The sequence below is a fragment of the Pseudomonas quercus genome (genome assembly GCF_012033695.1).
Taxonomy (GTDB): Bacteria; Pseudomonadota; Gammaproteobacteria; order Pseudomonadales; family Pseudomonadaceae; genus Aquipseudomonas; species Aquipseudomonas quercus.
Window position 1 is genome coordinate 184950 of record NZ_JAAVJI010000004.1, and the last position, 25134, is coordinate 210083.

General features: G+C 62.1%; 20 protein-coding genes and 2 pseudogenes. 10 read left to right on the forward strand and 12 right to left on the reverse strand.

The features are described 5' to 3' along the window. Nucleotides 1-62: 62 nt before the first annotated feature. The 5 genes and pseudogenes from HBH25_RS09640 to HBH25_RS09655 all read right to left on the reverse strand — a co-directional run. Nucleotides 63-1574, reverse strand: coding sequence for a M10 family metallopeptidase C-terminal domain-containing protein (locus HBH25_RS09640; RefSeq protein WP_168083697.1), 1512 nt, complete (start codon nucleotides 1572-1574; stop codon nucleotides 63-65). A gap of 328 nt (nucleotides 1575-1902) precedes the next feature. Beyond that, nucleotides 1903-2102 (reverse strand): annotated as a pseudogene (locus HBH25_RS23275) (hypothetical protein). 22 nt (nucleotides 2103-2124) lie between these two features. Then, nucleotides 2125-2535: a type II toxin-antitoxin system tRNA(fMet)-specific endonuclease VapC gene (gene vapC / locus HBH25_RS09645; RefSeq protein ID WP_168083698.1), complete on the reverse strand. Its 411-nt coding sequence runs from the start codon at nucleotides 2533-2535 to the stop codon at nucleotides 2125-2127. Further along, nucleotides 2535-2765 carry a type II toxin-antitoxin system VapB family antitoxin gene (gene vapB / locus HBH25_RS09650; protein WP_168083699.1) on the reverse strand — a complete coding sequence of 77 codons (231 nt, stop codon included), beginning with the start codon at nucleotides 2763-2765 and terminating at the stop codon, nucleotides 2535-2537. The genes vapC and vapB overlap by 1 nt, the downstream gene beginning before the upstream one ends. Nucleotides 2766-2848: 83 nt before the next feature. Beyond that, nucleotides 2849-3082: pseudogene (locus tag HBH25_RS09655) on the reverse strand (tyrosine-type recombinase/integrase); the annotation flags it as partial. On the opposite strand from HBH25_RS09655, the gene HBH25_RS09660 reads away from it, so the two are divergent. After that, nucleotides 3005-3406, forward strand: a complete 402-nt coding sequence (locus tag HBH25_RS09660; protein ID WP_168083700.1) for a hypothetical protein — start codon at nucleotides 3005-3007, stop codon at nucleotides 3404-3406. The pseudogene HBH25_RS09655 and the gene HBH25_RS09660 overlap by 78 nt on opposite strands. 498 nt (nucleotides 3407-3904) lie before the next feature. On the opposite strand, the gene HBH25_RS09665 is transcribed toward HBH25_RS09660, so the two are convergent. Further along, a complete protein-coding gene (locus HBH25_RS09665; protein ID WP_178088914.1) occupies nucleotides 3905-5368 on the reverse strand; it encodes a M10 family metallopeptidase C-terminal domain-containing protein in 1464 nt (487 codons plus the stop codon). A 339-nt stretch (nucleotides 5369-5707) separates the two neighbouring features. On the opposite strand from HBH25_RS09665, the gene tpx reads away from it, so the two are divergent. The 5 genes from tpx to HBH25_RS09695 all read left to right on the forward strand — a co-directional run bounded on the left by tpx (nucleotide 5708) and on the right by HBH25_RS09695 (nucleotide 15383). Continuing rightward, nucleotides 5708-6208, forward strand: a complete 501-nt coding sequence (gene tpx / locus HBH25_RS09675) for a thiol peroxidase (RefSeq protein ID WP_168083701.1) — start codon at nucleotides 5708-5710, stop codon at nucleotides 6206-6208. Between the two features lie 160 nt (nucleotides 6209-6368). Continuing rightward, nucleotides 6369-7667, forward strand: a complete 1299-nt coding sequence (locus HBH25_RS09680; protein WP_168083702.1) for an MdtA/MuxA family multidrug efflux RND transporter periplasmic adaptor subunit — start codon at nucleotides 6369-6371, stop codon at nucleotides 7665-7667. Continuing rightward, nucleotides 7664-10849 (forward strand): efflux RND transporter permease subunit, encoded by a 3186-nt coding sequence (locus HBH25_RS09685; protein WP_168083703.1) that lies wholly within the window; start codon nucleotides 7664-7666, stop codon nucleotides 10847-10849. The genes HBH25_RS09680 and HBH25_RS09685 overlap by 4 nt, the downstream gene beginning before the upstream one ends. Further along, nucleotides 10846-13953, forward strand: a complete 3108-nt coding sequence (locus HBH25_RS09690) for an efflux RND transporter permease subunit (RefSeq protein ID WP_168083704.1) — start codon at nucleotides 10846-10848, stop codon at nucleotides 13951-13953. Before HBH25_RS09685 ends, HBH25_RS09690 begins: the two co-directional genes overlap by 4 nt. Further along, entirely contained in the window at nucleotides 13950-15383 is a 1434-nt protein-coding gene (locus HBH25_RS09695) for an efflux transporter outer membrane subunit (protein WP_168083705.1), read from the forward strand. Before HBH25_RS09690 ends, HBH25_RS09695 begins: the two co-directional genes overlap by 4 nt. Before the next feature lie 858 nt (nucleotides 15384-16241). On the opposite strand, the gene HBH25_RS09700 is transcribed toward HBH25_RS09695, so the two are convergent. From HBH25_RS09700 to HBH25_RS09715, 4 genes are all read right to left on the reverse strand, one after another. Further along, nucleotides 16242-16547, reverse strand: a complete 306-nt coding sequence (locus HBH25_RS09700; protein ID WP_168083519.1) for a hypothetical protein — start codon at nucleotides 16545-16547, stop codon at nucleotides 16242-16244. Between the two features lie 107 nt (nucleotides 16548-16654). After that, nucleotides 16655-18070, reverse strand: a complete 1416-nt coding sequence (locus HBH25_RS09705) for an efflux transporter outer membrane subunit (protein WP_168083706.1) — start codon at nucleotides 18068-18070, stop codon at nucleotides 16655-16657. Continuing rightward, nucleotides 18067-19095: an HlyD family secretion protein gene (locus HBH25_RS09710; protein ID WP_168083707.1), complete on the reverse strand. Its 1029-nt coding sequence runs from the start codon at nucleotides 19093-19095 to the stop codon at nucleotides 18067-18069. The genes HBH25_RS09705 and HBH25_RS09710 overlap by 4 nt, the downstream gene beginning before the upstream one ends. Then, nucleotides 19092-20615 (reverse strand): MFS transporter, encoded by a 1524-nt coding sequence (locus HBH25_RS09715; protein WP_324616876.1) that lies wholly within the window; start codon nucleotides 20613-20615, stop codon nucleotides 19092-19094. The genes HBH25_RS09710 and HBH25_RS09715 overlap by 4 nt, the downstream gene beginning before the upstream one ends. Before the next feature lie 97 nt (nucleotides 20616-20712). On the opposite strand from HBH25_RS09715, the gene HBH25_RS09720 reads away from it, so the two are divergent. From HBH25_RS09720 to HBH25_RS09730, 3 genes are all read left to right on the forward strand, one after another. Beyond that, nucleotides 20713-21450: an IclR family transcriptional regulator gene (locus tag HBH25_RS09720; protein ID WP_168083709.1), complete on the forward strand. Its 738-nt coding sequence runs from the start codon at nucleotides 20713-20715 to the stop codon at nucleotides 21448-21450. A 115-nt stretch (nucleotides 21451-21565) separates the two neighbouring features. After that, nucleotides 21566-22015 carry an antitoxin Xre/MbcA/ParS toxin-binding domain-containing protein gene (locus HBH25_RS09725; RefSeq protein ID WP_168083710.1) on the forward strand — a complete coding sequence of 150 codons (450 nt, stop codon included), beginning with the start codon at nucleotides 21566-21568 and terminating at the stop codon, nucleotides 22013-22015. Continuing rightward, entirely contained in the window at nucleotides 22012-22455 is a 444-nt protein-coding gene (locus HBH25_RS09730) for an RES family NAD+ phosphorylase (RefSeq protein WP_168083711.1), read from the forward strand. Before HBH25_RS09725 ends, HBH25_RS09730 begins: the two co-directional genes overlap by 4 nt. On the opposite strand, the gene HBH25_RS09735 is transcribed toward HBH25_RS09730, so the two are convergent. Both HBH25_RS09735 and HBH25_RS09740 read right to left on the reverse strand, forming a co-directional pair. After that, nucleotides 22445-23857: a heavy metal sensor histidine kinase gene (locus HBH25_RS09735; protein ID WP_168083712.1), complete on the reverse strand. Its 1413-nt coding sequence runs from the start codon at nucleotides 23855-23857 to the stop codon at nucleotides 22445-22447. The genes HBH25_RS09730 and HBH25_RS09735 overlap by 11 nt on opposite strands. Then, on the reverse strand, nucleotides 23850-24524 hold the full coding sequence (locus HBH25_RS09740; RefSeq protein ID WP_168083713.1) for a heavy metal response regulator transcription factor: 675 nt from the start codon (nucleotides 24522-24524) through the stop codon (nucleotides 23850-23852). The genes HBH25_RS09735 and HBH25_RS09740 overlap by 8 nt, the downstream gene beginning before the upstream one ends. 133 nt (nucleotides 24525-24657) lie before the next feature. Here HBH25_RS09740 and HBH25_RS09745 point away from each other — a divergent pair, with 133 nt between their 5' ends. Next, nucleotides 24658-25125, forward strand: a complete 468-nt coding sequence (locus HBH25_RS09745; protein WP_168083714.1) for a GlcG/HbpS family heme-binding protein — start codon at nucleotides 24658-24660, stop codon at nucleotides 25123-25125. Nucleotides 25126-25134 lie beyond the last annotated feature (9 nt).

Sequence of the window (25134 nt, forward strand, 5' to 3'; positions counted from 1 at the left end):
GAAGAGCCGCCGCACCGGCGACGTCTCTTCTATGTGTGCTATATGGATTGGCGGTTCTGGATTCAGCCGATTGAGTGCAGTTCGACGGGCGCCATACCAACAAGCTCAATAGGTGCAGCGGTCGTATGGGTGCTTGCGTCGGCCACGATCAGGTTGTCGGCAGAGAAGGCGTTGGCGACGTTTTTGTCGATACCGATTTCGAACCGCTGCCCCTCGGCGTCTGCTTCATAATCCTTGAGATAGGTACGGTGCGTGTAAGTGTCGTAGATCAACTTCAGAGTGCCGTCGGTGCCGTCGCCCAGGCCCGTGTAGCCCAGTGCTGACACATCAATCCGGTCCTGTGTGGCATCGAAGTTTTGGATAAAGTCTGAATCACCCCGGAAGCTGTCGCTCTTCTCCAGGTATCGGAACGTATCGATCCCGGTATTGCCGACCAACACATCGTCATCACCTCCGCCGATCAGAATGCCACCCTCGCTCGAATTAGAGAACGAGTCGCGGTAGCCATCGCCAGTCAGTGTTTGACTGGCGCGATCTGCCACATTGGCCCCAGCAAAAGTGAAACGGTCCATATCCTGCACCCCCGCGAGAGGATACCGATCGTATTGTGTCAAGTGCACGACGAATCTGTTCCCGTCTTCGTCGGTCTCGAAGGATTGGGCAATCGCATAACCAGCTTGGCGGTCGTAGGAGTAATTGAGCGTGCCGTTATAGCCATTTCCCAGACCAGTAAAGCCCAGCGCCGACACATCCAGATGATCGCCTACACCGAGCCCAAAGCCGATAATTGAATCGATACTGGACTGCCCCGTATTGTCATTAACGAAGCTGTCGGTGACGTAATCGTAGACAAAGGTGGTAAAGGAATCGCCGCTGAACAATTTATCAGCGCCACCGCCACCCGTAACGATATTGTTAGCGTGGGGAACGATCAGATAGTCATCACCCTCGGTTCCGGTGATGACATATTGCTTGTCGCTTTCCTGATGCTCACGGCCGTCACTGTCAGCTGTCAGGTTATAGCGCAGGACAAAATTCTGCGTGCTGAGTTGATCGGCGTAGTCACCTTCCAGCCGCACTTCAAATGCTTGGCCCTGAGCATTTTTATCCAGCGAGCGAACATAGGTGATGTTCTCGTCAGCGTTGTAAGTGACCGCCAGATCGCCATTGTGACCGTTGCCCACTCGCTCCAGCCCGAGCGCTGTCAGGTCTAGTACGTCAAAGGGTTGAAACTCTTTGATCAAGTCCGAGTGGGAGCCTTGCTTATCGAAATAACTGTCCGTTACGGAGGTGTAGACGAACGTGTTCCCATGGGAATAAACGGGGTGGCTGATCATGGTGTCGACGCCGGCGCCGCCGTTATAGCGATCCGGTGCGTCATATGGATTAGGCTGACCTGCGTGGCCCTTAAGCATGTCATCGCCATCGACGCCGAAGATGGAGTCTCGTTTTTTTGTACCGGTGATGATGTCGTCATCCGCAGTGCCTACGTAGCTGTCATACGTGCCATGAAGGCTAATGGCAACTGTGTCATCCGCTTTGCTCTGCAGTGCTGTTTTCTTTGTCTGCGCCATGATTTTCTCACTCGTAGAGGATGTGGCAATGTGCCGGCCGCAAGGACAGGTCTAGTCATAACGAGCATTGTGAGCGTTCACCAATATCCGCCATTGGCGTGGTAGACCCGTAAAAACCTTGTTTGTTTTCGCATCGATGGCAGCTATGGCTCGGCAGCTGCCTGTCACCACCCACCGCTACCGACCCGAAGCTGCCCCTCATGGACGGCAGCGAACGACCCTTAGCAGATTGTAGGGAAGCAGGGCCTAGCCATTTTCTGATTTCGAACGGCTATATGAGCAATGGTGCTCAGAAGGGTGTGCGTACTCGCTGCCATTCCTTCCAGCACTACTCTGGAGGGATGTCTCGATAACCTCGCTCTTTTCCATCGCGAAGGCAGCACTGAACGGTACTGCCGTCGCGGTTGCATTATCACGAATTTCAAGCACCTCAGGCTCGCTGAATGCTGATCCTTTACGATCCTCTGCCGCCTTGAGCAGTGCAACAAGCGCCGGTACGAAGACGAGACATAGCGGATCTGTAGACAATGGTTAGCGCCTAGCGAAAAGGTTATCCGATTGGCGTGACCCAATCTTCAACTCTCAAGCCAGGTACGCGGTCGAACTCGCGGCGGTTATTGGTGACGACAATCAGGCCCTGAGCGCGGGCGTGCCCGGCGATCATCTGGTCATAGGGGCCTATCTGCTTGCCAAGGCGAGCCAGCTCAGCGCGGAGCTGGCCGGTGTGGGCAGCAGCTTCCTGGTCGTACCTGAGCACTTCAAGGCGAGCAGCGAAGCCTTCAACGTCCGCAAGATTGCGAGAAGGGTTCGATGACTTCTCAGCGCCGTAGATCAGCTCCATCAGCGTCACGGTACTGATGCACATCTGGTCGTAGTGGCGCAGAAACGCCTCGCGTACCTCTTGCGGGCGGTTCTTGATGGTGAAAATGCACATGTTGGTGTCGAGCATGAACTTGAGCATCAGAAACTCTCGCGCTCCTGATCTGCCGGCTGTCCACGCTCAGCCAAGAAGTCAGTGGTAACACCCTCACCATCGAACCAGCTATCCCATGATTCGCCAGCAGGAGTGATAATTCTTGCTCGGCCAACAGCAACAACATCGACGCGCTTCACGTCCTCAGGAAATGCGACCGCCTTGGGCAGCCTTACGGCCTGGCTACGATTGCTCTGAAAAACAGCACCTTGTTCCACGGCTCACCTATCGGGATATACCTATCGTATATCCCATGATACTCACCCAGTGGGATATGTCGATGGTATGTACGTAAATTGCTTTATAGCGCGACCTCGAAGGCTGGCCGAATGGTTTCTTGATCGACAGTCAGGTAAGGCTTGCTGTGATCCAGGTGCTGATGGCCTAGCATGGTCTGCACCGTCTCCGCATCGCCGGTAGCCGCCAGCACGCGGGCAGCAAGCGAGCGGCGTCCACTATGCGAGCTCCCGAGCGTAATCCCGGCCTGCTGGTAGAGCCTGCTGATCGTCTGCTGGAGCGCATCACAGGCCCGCCATGGTGTTCACTGAAAATGACAAAACCAAGGTTTGCCGGTGACAGCTATCGCCAAGCTAACCTGACTGCGCGCACATGCCGTGAACAATTCAACCAGCGCAATAATCCTCTAGCCTCCAAGGCTATCATCCACAACAGTAACTGCGTCGGGCTGTTAGCGTGCTCACACGCGTTCTGCCCACAAGGCCATGAGGTCCTAGCGCTGCGTGATGTCTTGCTCGGTCGCGATGACCTCGTCATCGATTTGAGCCTGAAGAATTTCGCAACATCTTGTAAAGCACAATGCCGCCTGATGCGGATTGTTTTGACTTTGCAGCATTGCTAGCGCGTTCAGCCATTCATCATGGGGCGCATTTAAATTTGGGTCCCGCCTGGAACAGCTTTATGACAGGCGTTCTTCCTTGATGCCATGTACATGTCATCTCCTCAATAACGAGCAGATGAGTTTGAGACCATGCACCCCATGCGGCTTTGCCGGCTAGCGTAGCGACATGACTGCGTTTTGCACAGGTAATCGGGATTGCTCCGGGTGCTGCTGCAAGAAATGCTTGATCGCTTGGTCCTGCCGGTCCACGACGCACACATTCACGCTGGCGTGAGGGACCGTGCATCCGCCCAGTGCAAGAAATCCGCAGTTCATCACGCCGTAAAAGCCGACACGCATACCCCTATCCACCATTCCAATCCACCTGTTGTGCAACCTGTCAGATAAGCCCGTCGCGCCGCGGGCCACTCTCCTACAACCCGGCACTAAACCACACCTACGGCCTAGCGCCATTTCGCTGTTAGAAGAACAGCTCGCAGCGCGACGCGATGATCTACCTCAAGCCGCGCCAGTCACATGGTCCGCTGCCACGCCTACTAACTCCACGGCCTGGTGCGCCTCCGCCACAGTCGGCGCATTGGCAACAACCAAGTTATCCGCGCTGAAGGTCTTCGTGAAATTACCCTGGAACCCGATCTCGAAGCGATCACCCTGCGCATCGGCATCGAAATCCTTCAGGTAAGTACGGCCGTTGCCTTGGTCATACACCAGTTTCAAGGTGCCATCGGTGCCGTCACCCAGCCCGGTATACCCCAACGCCGACACATCGACCTTGTCTTGTTGGGTATCGAAGTTGACGATCAGGTCACTGTTGCCTCGCTGGCTATCGCTCTTGTCCAGATAAGTGAAGGTGTCTGCGCCCGCGCCGCCCTTGAGGTAGTCGCCAAAGCCATTGCCGATGAACACACCGCCTTCGGCGCCGGCGACGAAGTGGTCGTGATAGCTGTTGCCGGTGAGGGTAGCGGTGGTGCGATCCACGGTTTCATTGCCCGCGAAGATGAAACGGTCGATATCCAGCAGGCCGTTCACGCCATTATTGTCAGCGGTGGTCAGGTGCAGCATGAAGCGGTTGCCCTGCGCATCGGTTTCGAACGACTGCACCACCACCCGATCCAGCGCCTTGTCGAAGCTGTAGTTCAAGGTGCCGTTATAACCATCGCCCAGCCCGGTGTAGCCTAGGCGCGAGACGTCTAGCAGGTCGCTGCCCACTTTGAAGAGATACACATTGTCGAAGCTGGACGTGCCAGCAGCGTCATTGACGAAGCTGTCGGTGACCTGGTCGAACTGCACGGTAGTGCGCGCGTCGCCCACGTCGACGGTGTCTGCGCCGGCGCCGCCGTCGAGCACGCTGCTGTATTTCGGGGCTCTGATGTAGTCATCCCCATCGGTGCCGGTGACATGCCATTCCTTTTCGCTGCGGCCGTAGGGGAAGTCTTCACCCGGCACCATGTTGTAGGTGAGCGCAAAGTTAGCGGTGTTTAGTCCCGAGTGATCGCCCGCCAGGCGCACTTCGAATGCGTTACCACTGGCGTCCTTGTCCAGGGAATACACATAGGTCACATCTTCCCCTGCGTCGTAACGCACCGCCAAGTCACCGTTGCGGCCGTCGCCTACGCGTTCCAGGCCCAGGGCAGTAAGGTCGAGCACATCACGTTCGTCGTCGAAGTCGACAATAAGATCCGAATGCGAGCCTGAGGCGTCGTAGTAGCTGTCGGACAGCGCGGTGAAAACGAACTGGTTGAGCGAAGAGGCGTATTGGGGGGAATGCGAAATCAGCGTGTCAGCGCCGGCGCCCCCGATAAACGTGTCCGAGCCGGCCACACCGGTGAGGGTGTCGTCACCGGCCCCGCCGATCAGAACGTCGCGCTTGGCAGTGCCGGTGATGCTGTCGTCACCGTCGGTGCCGATGAAGGTGGTGTAGACAGGGCGGTTGATCTGCTGGATGTCGTTCGCATTGGGCATGGCAGGCTCTCTGAGCTGAAAAGGGTGGCCGCGAGCGACTGCCTGCCTGCGAGTGGCCAGAAAGCTCGCACGCTACTGCTCAAACAGCGTTTGCCCACGGAAAAGGCGTTAAGTTCAATGTAGGCCCTGGGCGTCAGCGGGCGCCAGGTGCCTTTAACGGCGAAACTTTATAGATAGCGCGCCAGCGCCCAGGCTTGCACACGCACGTGCCCTTGCTGTTCCTGGCACTGGTCGCGGACCTATTCGGCTTACAATTCTCCAACGACTGTTCATGGTGATAACCGCCCATTCATGGTTAACTCGCCGTTTTCACCCACCCTCACCTAAAGGAACCCTTTCATGGCTCAAGTCACCCTCAAGGGCAACCCGGTCCGTGTCGACGGCCAGCTTCCTCAGCCTGGCAGCCAGGCGCCTGCGTTCTCGCTGGTGGCCGGCGACCTCAGCGACAAGTCCCTGAGTGCCTTTGCCGGCAAGCGCAAAGTACTGAACATCTTCCCCAGTGTGGACACGCCCACTTGTGCCACCTCGGTACGTACGTTCAACAAGCAGGCCGGTGAGCTGAACAACACCGCCGTGCTGTGCATCTCGGCCGACCTGCCGTTCGCTCAGAAGCGCTTCTGCGGCGCCGAAGGGCTGGAAAATGTCGTCAACCTGTCCACCCTGCGCGGTGCCGAGTTCATTCAGGCCTACGGCGTGGCCATTGCCGAAGGCCCGTTGAAAGGCCTGACGGCCCGTGCCGTGGTGGTGCTGGATGAACAGGATAAAGTGCTGTACAGCGAGCTGGTCCCGGAAATCGGCCAAGAGCCGAACTACGAGGCCGCCCTGGCTGTTCTGAAGTAACTCCCTGGCTGCGCGGCCTCCCTGCCGCGCAGTCTGCGGCACATTCCCCTACGTATCGGCTCTGTTATGTGACTGATACGTAAAAGACCGGTAAATGCGCTTTGCGAATCACGCCCAAGTGCTTATCGTTCAGCGTCCTGAAGGAAAGCTGAGCCGTACCATGGTCGATCGTCCGCTGCACCCACGTTCCCCCCTGATCAAGCGCCTGTTGGTTGTGCTGTTGCTGCTGTTGGTAGCCGGCGCGGCCTATTGGTACTGGAAGCACCGCCAAGCGGCCTCCACCGGTGAGCAGGCGGCTGCCACGCAAGGGGCTGGCCGCCGCGCCGGTGGCAACCCTATGCGCCCAGGGTTCGGGAATGCCGCCGGGGCAACCCCCGTTCGTGTCGGTGCCGTGACCGTGGGCGACTTCCCGGTTTACCTGAAGGCACTGGGCACCGTGACCGCCCTCAACACCGTGAATGTGCGCACACGCGTGGCGGGCGAGCTGGTGAAGGTCAACTTCCAGGAAGGCCAGCACGTGAAGGCTGGCGACCTGCTAGCGCAGATCGATCCGCGCAGCTATCGCATCGCCTTGCAACAGGCCGAAGGCACCCAAGGTGAAAACCAGGCACAGCTGAAAAACGCGCAACTGGACCTTAAACGCTACCGGGACCTGTTCGCTCAAGACAGTATCGCCCGCCAGACCCTGGACACCCAGGAGGCGCTGGTGGCCCAGTACCAGGCCACCGTCAAGACCAACGCTGCCGCCATCGAGGATGCCCGGCTCAACCTGCAATTCACCGATATTCGCGCACCGATCACGGGCCGGGTAGGGTTGCGCCAGCTGGATGCGGGCAACCTGCTGGCGGCCAACGACTCCACTGCCGTGGCCGTAGTGACGCAGATGCAGCCCATCAGCATTGCCTTCACCCTGCCGGAAACCCAGATCGACGCCGTGCTGGCGCACTACCGCGAGGGGCAGCAGTTGCGGGTGGAGGCCTGGGACAGGGCCGACCGTGCCTTGGTGGCCAGCGGTGTACTGGCCAGCCCGGACAACCAGATCGACACCGCCACCGGCACCCTGAAGTTCAAGGCACGGTTCGATAACAAGGACGAACACCTGTTCCCCAACCAGTTTGTGAACGTGCGCCTGTTGGTAGACACCTTGCACGGTGTGGTGCTGGCCCCTAGCGCGGCCATTCAGTTCGGCAACGATGGCACGTTTGTGTATGTGCTGGACGGCGAAAAAACCGTAAAGGTGCGGCAGTTGAAGGTGGGCGCCAGCGATGGCACCTCTACCGTGATTGAAAGCGGCTTGGCCCAAGGGGACCGTATTGTGCTGGAAGGCACGGACCGCTTGCGTGATGGTGGGGAAGTGGAGGTGGTGAACGATAACCGCGCACTGCCCGCAGGCACCAGTGAACACCTACAGGGCACCACGCCAGGCGACACCACAGGTTCGACCAAGGCTGGCGCATGAACATCTCCCGCCTGTTCATCCTGCGGCCGGTCGCTACCACGCTGACCATGCTGGCCATTGTTCTGGCCGGGCTGATCGGCTGGCGGCTCATGCCTGTCTCAGCCTTGCCCCAGGTGGATTACCCCACCATTCGGGTGATGACCCTGTACCCCGGTGCCAGCCCGCAGGTGATGACCAGCGCGGTAACGGCTCCCCTTGAACGCCAGTTCGGGCAAATGCCAGGCCTGGACCAGATGGCGTCCACCAGCTCTGGCGGCGCCTCGGTGATTACCCTGCGGTTCAGCCTGGCCCTGAACATGGATGTGGCCGAGCAGGAAGTGCAGGCCGCCATCAACGCCGCCAACAACCTGCTGCCCAACGACCTTCCCGCCCCCCCGGTGTACAACAAGGTCAACCCCGCCGACACCCCTGTGCTCACCATCGCCATCAGCTCGCGCACCCTGCCGTTGCCCAAGGTAAACGACCTGGTGGACACGCGCATGGCGCAGAAAATCGCCCAGATCGGCGGCGTGGGCATGGTGAGCATCGCCGGTGGCCAGCGCCATGCGGTGCGGATCAAGGTCAACCCTCAGGCCCTGGCCTCGGCCGGGTTGAACCTGGCAGACGTGCGCACCTTGATTACCGCGTCCAACGTCAACCAGCCCAAGGGTAACTTCGACGGCCCTACTCGGGTATCGATGCTCGATGCCAACGACCAGCTGCGGTCACCCGAGGAGTACGCCGACCTTATCCTGGCTTACAAAAATGGTGCACCGCTGCGCCTGCAGGACGTGGCCGACATTGTGGACGGCGCCGAGAACGAGCGCCTGGCGGCCTGGGCCAACCGCAACCAGGCGGTGCTGTTGAACATTCAGCGCCAGCCGGGTGCCAACGTGATCGACGTGGTGGACCGGGTAAAAGCCGTATTGCCTACGCTGACCGCCAGCATGCCCGCTGGCCTGGACGTGACCGTACTCAGCGACCGTACCCAGACCATTCGGGCCTCGGTGCACGACGTACAAACCGAGCTGCTGTTTGCCATTGCCTTGGTGGTGATGGTGACGTTCCTGTTCCTGCGCCGGCTCAGCGCCACACTCATTCCATCCATTACGGTGCCGCTGTCGTTGATCGGCACCTTCGGCGTGATGTACCTGGCGGGGTTCTCGGTTAACAACCTCACGTTGATGGCGCTGACCATCGCCACCGGCTTTGTGGTGGATGACGCCATCGTGATGTTGGAGAACATCGCCCGGCACATCGAAGAAGGCGAGACGCCCATGCAGGCGGCCATCAAAGGCGCCCGGCAGATCGGCTTCACGCTGCTGTCCCTCACGTTTTCCCTGATCGCTGTGCTGATCCCCCTGCTGTTCATGGGCGATGTGGTGGGCCGGCTGTTCCGGGAATTCGCCATCACGTTGGCAGTCGCCATTCTTATTTCGCTGGTGGTGTCCCTCACGCTCACGCCCATGATGTGCGCGCGCATGCTCAAGCGCGAACCGCCGGAAGGGGAGCAGTCCCGGTTCTACAAAGCCAGCGGTGCCTGGCTGGACTGGCTGGTGGCCCGGTATGCCACTGGGCTTGCCTGGGTACTGCGGCATCAGCCCCTGACGCTGCTGGTGGCGGTCGCTACCCTGGGGCTTACCGTGGTGCTGTACCTGGTCGTGCCCAAGGGCTTCTTCCCGGTGCAAGACACCGGGTTTATCCAGGCAGTCTCCGAGGCACCCCAGGCAGCCAGCTTCCAGGCCATGGGCGAACGCCAGCAGGCCTTGGCCGAAATCATCCTGAAAGACCCGGCCGTGCAGAGCCTGTCGTCTTATATTGGTGTGGACGGCGACAACGCTACCCTCAACAGCGGGCGCCTGCTCATCAACCTCAAGCCCCATGGGGAACGGGATGTCAGTGCCGCCCAGGTGATTGCGCGGCTGCAACCCCAGGTGGACCAACTGGTAGGCGTGCGCCTGTTCATGCAGCCGGTGCAGGACTTGACCATCGAAGACCGCGTCAGCCGTACCCAATACCAGTTCAGCCTGGCCTCGCCGGATGCCGACCTGCTGGCAGACTGGACAGGCAAGCTGGTGGACGCCTTGAACCAGCGGCCAGAGCTTCGAGACGTGGCCAGTGACCTGCAGGACAAGGGCTTGCAGGTGTACCTGGACATCGACCGGGACGCGGCCATGCGCCTGGGTGTGAAGGTGTCGGACATCACCAATGCGCTGTACGACGCCTTTGGCCAGCGGCAGATTTCCACCATCTATACCCAGGCCAACCAGTACCGTGTGGTGCTGCAGTCGGCGGACGGTGGGCGTATCGGGCCCGAGGCCCTGGAGCAGCTGTACGTGAAGGCGTCGGCCAGCACCGGTTCAAGCACCAGCACCGAGAGCCAGATGGCCAGCGGCACCGGCTCATCGGCCAATGGCACCACAGACACCACCACCACAGCGGGCACGCAGGTTCGGCTGTCCAGCCTGGCCCGTATCGAGCAACGCCAGGCGCAACTGGCCATTTCCCACCTGGGGCAATTCCCGGCCGTGACCCTTAGCTTCAACCTGGCCGACGGCGTGGCGCTGGGCAATGCGGTGGAGGTGATCGAGCAGGTACAGCGCGACATTGGCATGCCGTTGGGCGTGCAGACCGAGTTCCAGGGGGCCGCTGCGGCTTTCCAGGCCTCGTTGTCCAGCACGTTGCTGCTGGTGCTGGCCGCGGTGGTCACCATGTACATCGTGCTGGGGGTGCTGTACGAGAGCTACATCCACCCCATTACCATTCTGTCCACCTTGCCCTCGGCCGCCGTCGGTGCCTTGCTGGCCTTGCTGATCAGCGGTAAGGACCTGGGCATGATCGCCATTATCGGCATCATCCTGCTGATCGGCATTGTGAAAAAGAACGCCATCATGATGATCGACTTCGCGCTAGAGGCCGAGCGTGGTCGCGGGTTGGCGCCGGAGCAGGCCATTTACGAAGCGGCGCTGTTGCGCTTCCGGCCCATCCTGATGACCACCCTGGCCGCACTGTTTGGCGCCATTCCCCTGATGTTCGCCACGGGGTCGGGCGCTGAGCTGCGGCAACCCTTGGGCCTGGTGATGGTGGGCGGTCTGCTGGTGAGCCAGTTGCTCACCCTGTTTACCACCCCAGTGATCTACCTGTGGTTTGACCGCACCAGCCGTCGCTTCACTCGGCGCACGGCCCAGCAGGTGCAGGCGTGAACCTGTCCAGCCCGTTCATTCGGCGCCCGGTCGCTACGCTACTGCTAAGCCTGGCGATCATCCTGCTGGGGGCCGTGAGCTTCAGCCAGCTGTCCGTGGCACCGCTGCCGGAGATGGACTTCCCCGTCATTGTGGTCAGCGCCAACCTGGCCGGGGCCAGCCCTGAAGTGATGGCGTCTTCGGTGGCAACCCCGCTGGAGCGGGCATTCGGTGCCATTTCCGGGGTGACCAGCATGAACAGCCGCTCCAGCCAGGGCTCCACGCGGGTAATCCTGCAATTCGAGCAGGGGCGGGACATCAACGGTGCCGCAAGGGATGTGCAGGCAGCCATCAATGCGTCGCGCAACCTGCTGCCCAGCGGCATGAAGAGCATGCCCACCTACAAGAAGATCAACCCCTCCCAGGCGCCGGTGATGGTGCTGGCGCTGACCTCGCCGGCCCTGGGCAAGGGCAAGCTGTATGACATGGCATCTACCATTCTGTCGCCGACTCTGGCGCAGGTGAACGGGGTAGGGGAGGTGCAGATCGGCGGCAGCTCGCTGCCTGCTGTGCGCATCGAGCTGGAGCCTGCGCGCCTTAACCAGTACGGCATCGCCCTGGATGATGTACGTACCGCCATCGACAACGCCAACGTGCGCCAGCCCAAAGGCTTTGTGGAAGACGCGCAACGGGCCTGGCAAGTGCAGGCCAACGACCAGTTGGAGCAGGCCAGCGACTACCGCCCGTTGATCATTCGCCAGCAGGACGGCGCCATCCTGCGCCTGGGGGATGTCGCCAAGGTGAGTGATGGCGTGGAAGACCGTTACAACAGCGGCTTCTACAACCGCCAGGATGCAGTGTTGCTGGTAGTCAACCGCCAGGCCGGCGCCAACATCCTTGAAACGGTGGAAGCGATCAAGGCCCACCTGCCAGCGTTGCGTTCGCTGTTGCCAGCCAGCGCGCAACTGGACGTGGCCATGGACCGCACCACCGTGATCAAAGCCACCCTGCATGAAGCTGAACGCACCCTGCTGATTGCCGTGGTGCTGGTGATACTGGTGGTGTTCCTGTTCCTGGCCAATGGCCGTGCGGCGCTGATCCCCACACTGGCGGTGCCGGTGTCCCTGATTGGCACCTTTGCGGTGATGTACCTGTACGGTTTTTCCCTGAACAACCTGTCCTTGATGGCGTTGATCCTGGCCACCGGGCTGGTGGTGGATGACGCCATTGTGGTGCTGGAGAACATCTCCCGGCACATCGATGAAGGCGTGGCACCCCTGCGCGCAGCTTACCTGGGCGCCAAGGAAGTCGGGTTTACCCTGCTGGCCATGAACCTGTCCCTGGTAGCGGTGTTTCTGTCCATTCTGTTCATGGGCGGCATTGTGGCCAACCTGTTCCGGGAGTTCTCCATCACCTTGGCTGCGGCCGTGGTGGTGTCCCTGGTGGTGTCCCTTACCCTCACGCCCATGCTTTGCGCGCGCTGGCTCAAGCCACGGGCGCCCGGCCCGCAGAACCGGCTGGAGCGCTGGAGCGAAGCCGGCAACCAGCGGCTGATGGCCGGCTACGACCGCACCTTGGGCTGGGTGCTGCGCCACCCGGTGCTCACCTTGCTGTCGTTGCTGGCCACCATCGTGTTGAATGTGGCGTTGTACGTGGTGGTGCCCAAAACCTTTATGCCGCAGCAGGACACTGGCCAGTTGATGGGCTTTATCCGAGGCGATGACGGGCTGTCGTTCACGGTGATGCAACCCAAGATGCACGCCTTCCGCGATGCGATCCTGGCTGACGCCGCCGTGCAAAGCGTGGCGGCCACCCTGGGCGGCAACAACGGCACCAACAACGCGACAATCCTGGTGCGGCTCAAGCCCCTGGCCGAGCGCAAGGTGTCTGCCCAGCAGGTGATCGACCGGCTGCGCCGGGAGGTGCCAAAGATCGCTGGCGGCCGCCTGGTGCTGTTCGCGGACCAAGACCTGCAGTTCGGGGGTGCCCGAGACAGCGCTGGCTCTCAGTACCAGTACGTGATTCAAAGCGGGGACCTGGCCAGCCTGCGTACCTGGTTCCCCAAGATCGTGACGCTGTTCCGTTCGTTGCCGGAACTCACGTCCATCGACGCCCGCGACGGGGCAGGCACTGCCCAGGTCACCCTGGTGGTGGACCGGGACCAGGCCAAGCGCTTGGGTGTGGACATGAATACTGTGATGACAGTGCTGAACAACGCCTATAGCCAACGGCAGATTTCCACCATTTACGACAGCCTGAACCAATACCAGGTGGTGATGGAAATCGACCCCCGCTACGCCCAGGACCCGGTTACCCTGGACCAGGTGCAGGTGATCACCAGCAGCGGCAAGCGCGTGCCCTTGGCATCCATCGCCCGCTACGAAAACAGCCTGGCCAATGACAGTGTGAGCCATGACGGGCAATTTGCCTCCGAGTCCATCTCCTTCGACCTGGCCGAAAACGTACCCCTGGACCGCGCCACGGCGGCCATCGAACGGGGGCTGGCCGGTTTGGGCATACCGGACGAACTGATCGTGAAGGCGGGGGGCAATGCCAACGCCTTTATCGATTCCCAGAAAGGCCAGCCTTGGATGATCCTGGGCGCCTTGGTGGGGGTGTACCTGATTCTGGGCATTCTCTACGAAAGCTATATCCATCCGCTAACCATCCTGTCTACCCTGCCGTCCGCCGGTGTGGGCGCGTTGCTGGCCATCTACCTCACCGGTGGCGAGTTCAGCCTGATCTCCCTGTTGGGCTTGTTCCTGCTGATAGGGGTGGTGAAGAAAAACGCCATTCTCATGATCGACCTGGCGCTGCAGCTGGAGCGTGAAGCACAGCTGGCCCCCCTGGAGTCCATCCGCCGTGCCTGCCTGCTGCGCCTGCGGCCCATTCTGATGACGACGCTGGCGGCCGTGCTGGGCGCCTTGCCTCTGCTTATGGGCAGCGGCGATGGTGCGGAAATGCGCCGGCCACTGGGTGTGGCGATCATCGGCGGGCTGTTGCTTAGCCAGGTTCTGACCTTGTACACCACGCCTGTGGTGTACCTTGCCCTTGACCGCCTGCGCCACCGGTTCAACCGCTGGCGCGGCGTACGTACCGATGCCGCTTTGGAAAAACCGCTATGACCTTGCCTGTATCCCTTCGCGTGCGGCACCTGGCGCTGGCCTGCTGTGCAGCCTGGCTGGCCGGTTGTGCCGTAGGCCCCGACTACCAGCGCCCTGCGCTGGCAACGCCCGCGCAGTTCAAGCAGGCCGAGGGCTGGCGCCAGGCCGCGCCGGCGGACGAGCGTGCTCGGGGTAGCTGGTGGGAGGTGTATCAGGATGCTCAACTCAATGCCCTGGTCGATGCCTTGAACCGCAATAACCAGACGGTGGCGCAATATGAAGCCCAATACCGCCAGGCACAGGCCTTGGTGCGCAGCGCCCGTGGGGCGTTCTACCCCAGCCTGGGGCTGAACGTGGGCAAGACCCGGGCGGCCCAGGGCAGTGGTAGCAGTGGGTCGAGCCTGAGCAATGCCAGCAGCGGCATCCGTGATACCTACAATGCCCAACTGGGCGTAAGCTGGGAAGCCGACCTGTGGGGCAAGCTGCGCCGTGGGCTGGAGGCGGACAAAGCCAATGCCGGTGCCAGCCAGGCTGACCTGGCCGCCATGCGCCTGAGCCTGCAATCCCAGCTGGTGCAGGACTACTTGCAGGTTCGCGTGCTGGATGAACAGAAACGGTTGCTCGAAGCCACTGTGGATGCCTACCAGCGCTCCCTCACGCTCACGCAGAACCAGTACCGTGCTGGGGTGGCGGGCAGCGATGCCACCGCGCAGGCTCGCACCCAACTCAAAACCACCCAGGCGGACCTGGTAGACCTGCAGTGGCAGCGTGCACAGCTTGAAAATGCCATTGCTGTATTAATGGGGCAGGCTCCGGCCACCTTCAGCCTGGCTGAAGCCAAACAGGTGCCTGCCTTGCCAGAGGTGCCGGTGGGCGTACCTTCCCAATGGCTGGAAAGGCGCCCGGACATTGCCGCCGCCGAGCGTTCTGTCATCGCCGCCAATGCACAGATCGGGGTGGCCAAGGCCGCGTACTACCCAGACTTCACCCTGAGCATGAGCGGTGGCTACAGCTCCAGCACCTCGTCCAACTGGTTCACCTTGCCCAACCGCTTCTGGTCGGTGGGGCCGGAACTGGCCCTCACTCTTTTCGATGGTGGGCAGCGTTCGGCAGAGGTAGAGCGGACCGAAGCAGCCTACGACCAGACCGTGGCCCAATACCGACAGACCGTGCTGGATGGCATGCGTGAGGTAGAGGATTACCTGAGCCAGATGAAGGTGTACGGCAATGAAGCGGCTTTACGTGACGAGGCCCTGGCTGCCGCACGGGATTCGCTGCGCATGACCACCAACCAATACCGCGCAGGGCTGATTGGCTACCTGGATGTGGTGACGGTGCAAGCCACGGCATTGAGCAATGAGCGCAGTGTGCTCAGCCTGCTGCAAAGCCGCCTGGTGGCCAGCGTGAACCTGATTGTCGCCCTGGGCGGTGGCTGGAACGCTGAGCAATAATCTGTACTGCCGTTCATTCGCTGGCTATGGCCAGCTCCAGAGGCTAGCCGTGCGCTATTTACTGTAGGACTGGTCGCAGCCGAAGGCGGAGGCCGGGAAAGTTCGCTGGCTACCGCCAGCTCCCACAGGAGCTAAGCGTGCGCTACTCACTGTAGGACGGGTCGTAGCCGAAGGCGGAAGCCGGGAAGAGTTCGCTGGCTACCGCCAGCTCCCACAGGAGCTAAGCGTGCGCTATTCACTGTAGGACGGGTCGTAGCCGAAGGCGGAGGCCGGGAAGAGTTCGCTGGCTATGGCCAGCTCCCACAGAGGCTAACCGTGCGCTATTCACTGTAGGACTGGTCGTAGCCGAAGGCGGAGGCCGGGAAGAGTTCGCTGGCTATGGCCAGCTCCCACAGAGGCTAACCGTGCGCTATTCACTGTAGGACTGGTCGTAGCCGAAGGCGGAGGCCGGGAAAGTTCGCTGGCTACCGCCAGCTCCCACAGGAGCTAAGCGTGCGCTATTCACTGTAGGACTGGTCGTAGCCGAAGGCGGAGGCCGGGAAAGTTCGCTGGCTATGGCCAGCTCCCACAGAGGTTGGCCATGCGCTACTCACTGTAGAACGGGCCGTAGCCAAAGGCGGAGGCTGGGAAAATTCGCTGGCTCTGGCCAGCTCGCTACTCACTGTAGGACGGGTCGGAGCCGAAGGCGGAGGCCGGGAAAAGTTCGCCGGCTATCGCCAGCTCCTACAGAAACTGGCCGTGCATCGCTAGCTGTGGAACTGTGGAACTGGATGGAGCCGAAGACGGAGGCCGGAAACTGTTGATGCGCCGTATATGAAAAACCGGCCACAGGGGCCGGTCTTCATTGCAGGCAACGTGTCACTTGCCAGCACCACCGCCGCCAGCCGCACCACCACCGGCACCGCCGCCGCCCGCACCGCCATCGCTGGCACCGCCGCCGCCTGTGCCATTGCTCATGCCGCCGGCCCCTGTGCCCGGGGTGCCGGGCGTACTTTGGCCCATGCCAGCAGCATCGCTACCATTGCCGCCACCGGTGGTGCCGGGGTTAGTTTGGTTGCCGCTGCTGGGCGGTGTGGTGCTGGTGGAATCAGCCGCGATAGCGCCAAGGGACGAGGCGCCCAACAGGCCGGCCAGTGCCAGGCCAGCCAATGTTTTCATGTTCATGGTCAATCTCCGCAGGGTGGGGATTACCTCTACTTGGGCGCGCTACTAAGGGCGAGGTGCCTTAATGCCGACGGGCGGTACGTTAACAAATGTGTCAAGGCACTGTGTCAAGGCAATGTACCCATGCTCGCGTTGCTCGGCCATCCGCCCCCCAAGGCCTTGTACAGCTGTACCTGGTTCAACAGCCGTTGAGTGGCACTGGACACTTGCGCGCTTTGGGTCTCTAGCAAGGCGCGCTGTACATTGAGCACATTCAGGAAATCGATGGCCCCTTCCTGGTAGCGCTGGCGGGCTACCGACAAGGCGCGCTCATTCTGGGTGACCGCTTGTGCCAAGGCTTGCTGGTGCTGGCGCTCGGCAGCGGCGTCGGTCAAGGCATTGTCCACTTCATGCCAGGCGGCCAGCACCGTGCGCCGGTAATCGATGGCGGCTGCTTGCTGCTCCTGCTCGCGCAATGCCAGTGTGCCGGTCAGGCGACCCCCCTGGAAAATCGGCAGGTACAGGCTAGGGCCATAGGACCAGTCGCGCGCGCCCCAGTCACCCAGGTCAGCGCCACCTAGCGCCTGCGTACCTACACTGGCCCCCAGGGTCAGGCGCGGATAGAAATCAGCCTGTGCGGCGCCGGTGGCGGCAACCGCGCGGTGGAGGGCGGCTTCGCTACGCTGGATATCCGGCCTGCGGCGGGCCAGTTCCGACGGCACGCCCAAGGCAATGGCCTCGTCGGGCGCGGGCAAAGGCTTTGGCTCGATCAGTTCAGCCTGAAGCGTTCGGGGTGGTTGCCCTAGCAGGGCGCTCAAGGCATTGATCAAGCGTGCCTGCTGCGCGCCCAGCACTGGCAGCCGTGCAGAAATGGTTGCAACCTGTGCGGCGGCGTTAGCCATATCCAGCTGAGTGGTCACGCCATTGTCAAAGCGGCTCTGGGTAAGGGCTTGGCTGCGCTCGGCGATGTCCAGGTTCTGCCGTGTGACCGCCAGTTGGGCTTGCACGCCGCGCAGTTGCAGATAATCACTGGCGGTCTCGGCCGTCAGGCTCAGCAGCAGGCCATTACGCTCCGCCTGGCTCACGGCAACCTGAGCGTCGGCGGCTTCGACCTGCCGGCGCACGCGGCCCCACAGGTCCACTTCCCAACTGGCGTCTGCGGCCAATGTCCAGAGTTCGAACGGGGCCTGCCCAGCGCGGCCGGAGGGGTCGTTCAGGCCTTCGCCACTGTTGCGCTCCCGGCTGTAGCTGGCTTGCCCAGACAGGGTTGGCAGGCGGTCGCCGGCGCTGATGTTGCGCACCAGGCGGCTCTGCGCCAAGCGGTTGGCCGCCAGTTGCAGGTCCAGGTTGCTGGCTGCGACCTGTTCTACCAACCGGTCCAGCTGCGGGTCGCCCAGTTGTGTCCACCCGTGGGTGTCGACGTTGCCGTGGCCCTGGTCCGCAAGCCACTGCGAGGGCAGCGCCGCCTGAGGCGGCTCATAGTGCGGCCCGACCGTGCAGCCCGTAAGTACCACCACGCCCATGGCCCACGCCCAGCCTCTCATTGGTCACCCTCGCTGATGTCCACGTCTACCACCACCGACATGCCCACCCGCAGGCGCTGCAAGGCGTCGGGTGTCTCGTCGAAGCGGATTTTCACGGGAATGCGCTGCACCACCTTGGTGAAGTTGCCGGTGGCATTGTCGGGCACAATGGCGGAAAAACTCAGCCCGGTCGCCGGGGCCAGACTCTCCAGGTGGCCCCGCAAGGGCTGGTCTGGGTGGCTGTCCACCCGAAGGCTCACAGGTTGGTTTGCACGCATGTGGGCCAGTTGGGTTTCACGGAAATTGGCGATCACATACAGGTCCGTGGGCACAACAGCCATCAGCGGCGTACCCAGGGGCACGTAGGCACCCACGCGCGCCGAACGCTGGCCGATCAGCCCGTCGACCGGGGCTACCAGGCGCGTCCATGACAGGTTCAGGTCCGCCTGGCGCAAGTCCGCTCGGGCCTTGTCCAGCGTGGCCTGGGCCACCTCCAGCTGCGCCTTGAGCACATCCAGGCTGCGCGCCGCCGCCACCTGCGCGGCGGCATCGCGATCACGGGCTGCCTGGGCGCCCAGCAGGTCAGCCTCTGAGCGCTGACGCTCCTGCTGGGTCCCGGCACCGCTGTTGGACAGGTTCAGGTAGCGCCGGGCATTGGCCTGGGCATAGTTGAGCGAGGCGTCAGCGGCCCGAACCGTGGCCCCGGCCTGATTGATCACGGCCACTTGCCGGGCGATACCGGCTTGCAAGTGTTTAAGCTCGGCTTCAGCGCCAGCCACGTTGGCCCGGGCCGCCGCTTGGGCTGCCAGGTATTCGCTGTCGTCCAGCCGCGCCAGCAACTGCCCAGCCTGCACTTTCTGGTTATCCTCTACGGCCACCTCAACCACCTGGCCGGGCAGGCGAGGGGCAATCAGCACCGAGTCGGCACGAATGTAAGCGTCATCTGTGCGCTCCACCGAGCCGGTGGCGGTCAGCCGCCAGCCGGCGTAGGCCACGCAGGCGACCACCGCCAGCACGGCCAGGGAAATAGAGGTTCTGTGTGTCATGTAGGTACCGGAGGTTGCGGTGGGTAGGCACGCACGGGAAGGGTGACCAGAATCACCACCATAGCGACGGCAACCGCGATCACGGCCAGCCAGGCATCAGCGAAGGTCAGGGTGAACGCCTGCTGGCGCACACGCTCAGCGATATTCAGCACCTGCTCGGGCGGCAGTGACGGCAGGCGTTGGGTGGCCTGGTCCAGCAGGGTATTGGCGTGCAGGTGTTCGCGGTGCGTGATGAAGTTTTCCAGTACCACCCCGGCCGCCACCGAGGCCAGCCCCCGCAGGCTGTTGACCATGGCCGACGCAAAGGGGCCTTCCAGCGGATGAATCACTCCCGTGGCCAGCATCAGCAGGGGGACCACCACCATGGGTTGCCCGAACGTATGCAGCACTTGCAGCGGATAGAAGTCGTCGCGTATCCACTCACTGGTCACCTGGGAGGCCAGCAGGGTGGCGGTGCTTAGCAGCACCAGCCCCAGGCCGATCACGTAGCGGGCGTCTACCCAGTTACGGTTGATCACGAAGGCCACCAAGGGCGCGATCACCAACTGGGGCAGGGCGATAGCAAGGGCCAGCGGCATGGTTTGCAAAGGCCGGTAACCCTGCACGCCGGCCAGGTACGCCGAGGGAATGGCACTGCCGGCCAAGCCCAGGAACATGAACAGCACCAGGGTGCAGATGCCAAAGGCGAAGTTGCGCCGGCCCAGCAGTTGCAGCTTGAACAAGGGGAGGGGGTGGAACCACTCGTTGAGCACGAACAAAGGCAGGCACACCGCTGCGCCCAGCAGGGTATAGGTGATCAGCGGGGCGTTGAACCAGTCATGTCGTTCACCCTGGGTCAGCCCAATGATCAGCAGGGTCAGCCCACCCGCTCCCAGCAGCGCCCCACGCCAATCGAACTGGCGCAGGCGCTCAAGGCGCAAGGGGTCCTGTGGCAGGCCGTAGGCGATCAGGGCGCCGCCCAGCAGGCAGGGGGGGATGATCTGCCACATCAGCAGGCGCCAGTCGGCGTTTTCGGTCCAGAGGGCCGCCAAGGGCAGGGCCAGGTTGGGGCCGAAGGTGGCCGTGAGGGCATAGGCCGACAGCCCATACAGCTTGATGTGCCAAGGCAGAAAGCGCAGGGCTGCCGTCATCAGCAGGGGCGGCAGCGCACCGCCGGCCAGGCCCTGAAGCACGCGCAGCACCAGCAGGGTGGAAAAGTTGGGCGCCAAGGGGGCCAGTACGCCCAGCACACCAAACGCTACCGTGGCCACCACGGCAAACCGGCGCAGCGAAAACGTGACTGCAAACCACGGGGCAAGCAGCATGGCCGACACTTCGGCCGCCGCATACACCGAGCTGAACCAGGTGCCTTCGTCATGGCCCAGGCCGAACGCGCCAAGCAGGTCCGCCAGCGCAATGTCGGTCACCCGGTCATTGATGCCTGAGGTCAACGCTGCCAGCAGCACGCCCACCAGGCCAAGCGCCAACCGCCCAGTAAAGGGGGCTGGGGAGGGCGGTGGTGGGGGTGTAGGTGCGTTCACGAAGGGCCTTGAGAGAGGGAAACGTTCAGAAAAGAGAAAGCTTCGTGTAGGAAATTTCGGTACAGTGTACCGACCAGCAATACAGGGAGCAACGCGCATGTCATTGCCAGACGCTGAACGCGGCGGGATTCAAATCATTTCCCGTGCAGCCGCCATCCTTCGCTGCCTGGAAGCCGAGCCCTTGGGGCTGAGCCTTGGCGTGATTGCCAAGCGTATCGCGTTGCCCCGTTCTACCGTTCAGCGGCTGGTGGACGCGTTGGCAGTGGAGCAATTGGTGGAAACCCGTGGAGGCGCCGGGGTGCGATTAGGGCCGGCTTTGATGCGCCTGGCGGCGCGCAGCCACTTCGACCTGACGGCCAAGGCCAGGCCGCACCTGGAAGCCCTGTCGCAACGTACCGGAGAAACGGTGGTACTGGCACACGCCAGTGGGCTGGACATGATGATCCTGCACTGTGTGGTATCGAGCCAGGCCCTAAGGGTAGCCCCTGGAGTGAACAGCCTGCTGAGTATCTATGCCACGTCCTGCGGCAAGGTGATTCTCGCGCAAATGCCTGAACGTAGCGTGCGGGAACTGCTGGAGGGCAACATGCGCCCGCTCACGCCCAACACCCTGGGCCTGGAGGCCTTGATCGAGCAACTGAAAGAGGTGCGCGCCACGGGGTTCTCATGCGACTACGAGGAGCACATGCCGGGCGTTGGCGCCATGGCCGTAGGCCTGGCGACCACCCAGGGTATGTATGGCTTGAGCCTGGTAGGCCCCGCCTCACGTATCCGCGCCCATGAAACGGCGAACAAGCAGGCGCTGTTGGCTTGCCAGGCGCAGATTAGCCTGTAGCAGCCTGAGCAGGCACGCGTTAGGCGTACCGGGCTAGCAGACGACCATAGAGCGCTATACAGAAGGCGGCATTTGCCGGATAATTCCCGGCAAATGCCGAAATAGAGGTGTTGTCATGTACGCCGAAATTCTCCGGGCGCCGGCCTATCGTGCTTACCGTACCCGGCTTTACACACTACTTGAAATACCCATCGACGCTTCGGATCAGCGTATTCATGAGTTGATCGAGGTAGGGTTTCCAGCCACTCGCCTCAAAGCCATGGCTGACGAGGGGGCAATCAGCTTGCTTGAGCGCGATCACATCATCCCACTAAAAACGCTTAAAAACCGTTTGACCAAGGGGCAGTCTCTCACAGTGGACGAAAGCGACCGGCTGTTTAGGTCAGCTCACATTGCTGCGCTAGCGGAGGCGTTGTTTGGGGATTGTGCCAAGGCGCGTCGCTGGCTGACCAAACCCAAAGAGCGCTTTGCAGGCAAGACACCTGTGGCGATGTTGTCGACTATTCAGGGAACCCGCCAGGTAGAAGAAGCGCTGGTGCAACTTGCGGAGGGTTTTGTCTTTTGATTCTGTGGCGCATCAGTGCATTTTCTGATCTTTCTGGTCGAGGTGGTTTTCTAGTGGGCGGGCGTTGGCATACGGTGGGCAATCCAGTGGTGTATATGGCGGGCACACCTTCGGGCGCGCTGCTGGAGGTGCTGGTTCATATGGAGGTCGATCAAGAAGACTTTCCAGAAAACTTGCAGCTACTGCGTGTGGACTTGCCCAACGAAGCAAGCGTTCTCCCGGCAGTAGTGCTTCAACCAGGCTGGCAATCAGCACCTGATGTCACCAGGTCAATAGGTGATGATTTTCTGAGATCTAACGCGGCGCTGCTATTGCCTGTGCCCAGTGCAGTCATGCCTCATACGATGAATTACCTGTTCAACCCGCTGCATCCCGATGCGGGTAGTGCCACGGTCACTGCGGAGTTATTTTCATTGGATTCCCGGCTGATCAAGCATTAGCGCCAGCCTGCCCAGGCCGCCTGAACACCAACGAAAACACTGTCTGCCCCTCCGCACTGGTGACCTGCACAGTGCCGCCGTGCATCTGCATGATGGACTGAACGATGGCCAGCCCTAGCCCACCAGAGTCGCCGGGGTCGGTGCGGTGCGCGTCCACGCGGTAGAAGCGCTCGAACAGGTGCGGCAGGTGGTGTTCGGCAATCGTTGCCCCTTGGTTGACCACCTCAAGCGCCAGCGCGCCCGGCAACGGCCGCTGGCGCAGCGCCACGTGGGAGCCTGGCAACCCGTGGCGCACGGCATTGGCCAGCAGGTTCGCCAATGCCCGTTGCAGCAAGGCCCGGTCGGCGTGCACGGTGCCGCTCAACTGGTGATGCAGCGCCAGCCCACGGTCCTCGGCCAGGATCTCGAAGTAGCCACACAACTCATCGCCCAGCGTGGCCAGGTCGATAGGTGCCCAGGCCAGCGGGCAGTCGCCGTGGTCGGCACGGGCCAGGAACAGCAGGTTGGTCACCATGCGGTTCAGCCGTTCGAATTCCTCCACGTTGGACGCCAACAGGTCTTGATAGTCGGGTAGCGTCCGTGCCTGGCTCAGGGCCTGCCCGTTGCTGGCCAGCAAGGTATGCAAGGGGGTCCGCATCTCATGGGCCAGGTCGGCAGAAAACTGCGAGAGCCGAGCGACGCTGTTTTCCAGCCGGCCCAGCATGCCGTTGAGTGCCTGCACCGGCGGGTGCAGTTCCCGAGGCATGGCGTGGATGTCCAGGCGTTGATCGAGGCTGCCCAAGGTGATCCGGGCCACTCTGGCCGCAATCTGCTCAAGGGGCTTCAAGGCTTTACGCAGCAACAGCAGCCCCAGCAGAAATGCCAGTACCGTGCCGAAGCTGACGGCCAGGTACACGTGTAGGCGGTAGCTGGCCAGCATGGCAGTGCGTTCGTCCAGGCGCTTGCCGACGGTGACTTGAAGGGCTTCACCTTGCCGCCCCTGTGCGCGGCCTGCCAGTAACAGCAGAGGCGGTGCGCCGTCGTGCGCCCACAGCACCACGTTTTCGCGCCGGGGTGCGGTGCCTAACGGTAAGGGGCTTAACGCGGGCAAGGTATCGTGTTGCGGGTTGATGGCGATCACGTCAGCCACTTGCGTGCGACCGACCAGCAGCAGGCTTTCCTGATTGCCCAGCATGTTCTGGTACAGGCGAGGGCGTTGTTGCAGGGCGCTGAGGCTGTCGCTGTCCTGCAGCAGCGCCCGCACCTGTTCCAGCCGGCCCATCAAGGCGATATCGTCGCGGTAGGCAACCTCGGCTTCAAGGCTGCGGTACAGGAACAGCGCCGTGGCCCCCAGCACGATGCCACAGGTGGCCGCGAAGGCCAGGCCAGCGCGCCACGTCAGTGAAGGCGAACGCTCAGGCATCGGGGGCTTCCAGCTGATACCCCACACCACGCACGGTATGGATTAACCGAGGCATGAAAGGGTCGTCCAGCTTGGCACGCAGCCGGCGCACGGCAACGTCCACCATGTTGGTGTCGCTGTCAAAATTCAGGTTCCACACATGGGAGGCGATCAGCGTGCGCGGCAGCACTTCGCCGCGCCGGCTGGCCAGCAGGTGCAGCAGGGCGAACTCTTTGTTGGTGAGCACGATGCGTTGCCCGGCGCGGATGACCCGGCGGCTAAGCACGTCCAGTTCCAGGTCTGCGATGCGGTAGTGCTCCAGCTCCCGGGGCGGGCCCCGACGCAACAGGGTGCGTACCCGGGCCAGCAGTTCGGCGAAGGCGAACGGCTTGACTAGGTAGTCGTCTGCTCCCAGTTCCAGGCCCTTGACCCGGTCCTGAACCGAATCCCGTGCGGTCAGGAACAGCACCGGTGTATCGGCCCGCTGGCGAATGAGCTTGACCAGCTGCCAGCCATCGAGCCCAGGAAGCATGACGTCCAGAATGAACAGGTCGTAGGCTTCCTCTTCCAGGCAATGCCGCCCATCGAGCCCGTCCAGGGCCACGTCTACGGTATAGCCGGCTTCCCTTAGCCCTTTGGCCAGAAACCCTGCGGTCTTGGCCTCGTCTTCCACCAGTAGCACGCGCATGGTTCGCTCCCAATCGACTGCGCATAGGCTAAGCCCCTTGGGGCGCATTGCCCATTACAAAACTGTAATGCCTGCGACGCAAAGGTGAGCGGCGCCGTGGATTAGGGTGTGTTCCGTCAACCAAGGAGCCCTTATGACCGTCAAGCCATTGTGTACCGCCCTGCTGTTGCTGCTCGCCTGCCAGGCACGCGCCGCCCTGCCGCAGCATCCCGAGCTGGACCTGGCCACTGCCCGGCAACTGGTGGACGCCGCCCCCTGCCAAGCAGCGTTTGCAGCATTGGACCTGGGCGGCAACCCCTTGTTGATCCAGCGCGGCAATGGTACGGGCCCGCACAACGCCGATGCGGCACGGCGCAAGGCCTATACCGCCTTATCCACGAAAACACCTACCCGGCAACTGGCCGACACGGCCCGCCAGAACCCCGATGCGGCCAACCTGGCCACCTTGCCTGAATTGCTGCTCCTGGGCGGTGGCGTGCCGTTGTACCAGGGCGGCTCGCTAGTAGGCGCCTTGGGCGTGGCTGGCGCGGGGGGCGCACAGCAGGACGAACAATGCGCATTAGACGCCGTGGCCAAGGTTGGCCTTCTCACTCACCCTTGAAGGAAGCAC

Coding starts and splice junctions, on each gene's coding strand:
- HBH25_RS09705 (WP_168083706.1), bottom strand. CDS start 18,070: ATGAGAGGCTGGGCGTGGGCCATGGGCGTGGTGGTACTTACGGGCTGC.
- vapC (WP_168083698.1), bottom strand. CDS start 2,535: ATGCTCAAGTTCATGCTCGACACCAACATGTGCATTTTCACCATCAAG.
- HBH25_RS09745 (WP_168083714.1), top strand. CDS start 24,658: ATGACCGTCAAGCCATTGTGTACCGCCCTGCTGTTGCTGCTCGCCTGC.
- HBH25_RS09700 (WP_168083519.1), bottom strand. CDS start 16,547: ATGAACATGAAAACATTGGCTGGCCTGGCACTGGCCGGCCTGTTGGGC.
- HBH25_RS09660 (WP_168083700.1), top strand. CDS start 3,005: ATGCGAGCTCCCGAGCGTAATCCCGGCCTGCTGGTAGAGCCTGCTGAT.
- HBH25_RS09685 (WP_168083703.1), top strand. CDS start 7,664: ATGAACATCTCCCGCCTGTTCATCCTGCGGCCGGTCGCTACCACGCTG.
- HBH25_RS09640 (WP_168083697.1), bottom strand. CDS start 1,574: ATGGCGCAGACAAAGAAAACAGCACTGCAGAGCAAAGCGGATGACACA.
- HBH25_RS09710 (WP_168083707.1), bottom strand. CDS start 19,095: ATGACACACAGAACCTCTATTTCCCTGGCCGTGCTGGCGGTGGTCGCC.
- HBH25_RS09720 (WP_168083709.1), top strand. CDS start 20,713: ATGTCATTGCCAGACGCTGAACGCGGCGGGATTCAAATCATTTCCCGT.
- HBH25_RS09725 (WP_168083710.1), top strand. CDS start 21,566: ATGTACGCCGAAATTCTCCGGGCGCCGGCCTATCGTGCTTACCGTACC.
- tpx (WP_168083701.1), top strand. CDS start 5,708: ATGGCTCAAGTCACCCTCAAGGGCAACCCGGTCCGTGTCGACGGCCAG.
- HBH25_RS09680 (WP_168083702.1), top strand. CDS start 6,369: ATGGTCGATCGTCCGCTGCACCCACGTTCCCCCCTGATCAAGCGCCTG.
- HBH25_RS09735 (WP_168083712.1), bottom strand. CDS start 23,857: ATGCCTGAGCGTTCGCCTTCACTGACGTGGCGCGCTGGCCTGGCCTTC.
- HBH25_RS09740 (WP_168083713.1), bottom strand. CDS start 24,524: ATGCGCGTGCTACTGGTGGAAGACGAGGCCAAGACCGCAGGGTTTCTG.
- HBH25_RS09695 (WP_168083705.1), top strand. CDS start 13,950: ATGACCTTGCCTGTATCCCTTCGCGTGCGGCACCTGGCGCTGGCCTGC.
- HBH25_RS09665 (WP_178088914.1), bottom strand. CDS start 5,368: ATGCCCAATGCGAACGACATCCAGCAGATCAACCGCCCTGTCTACACC.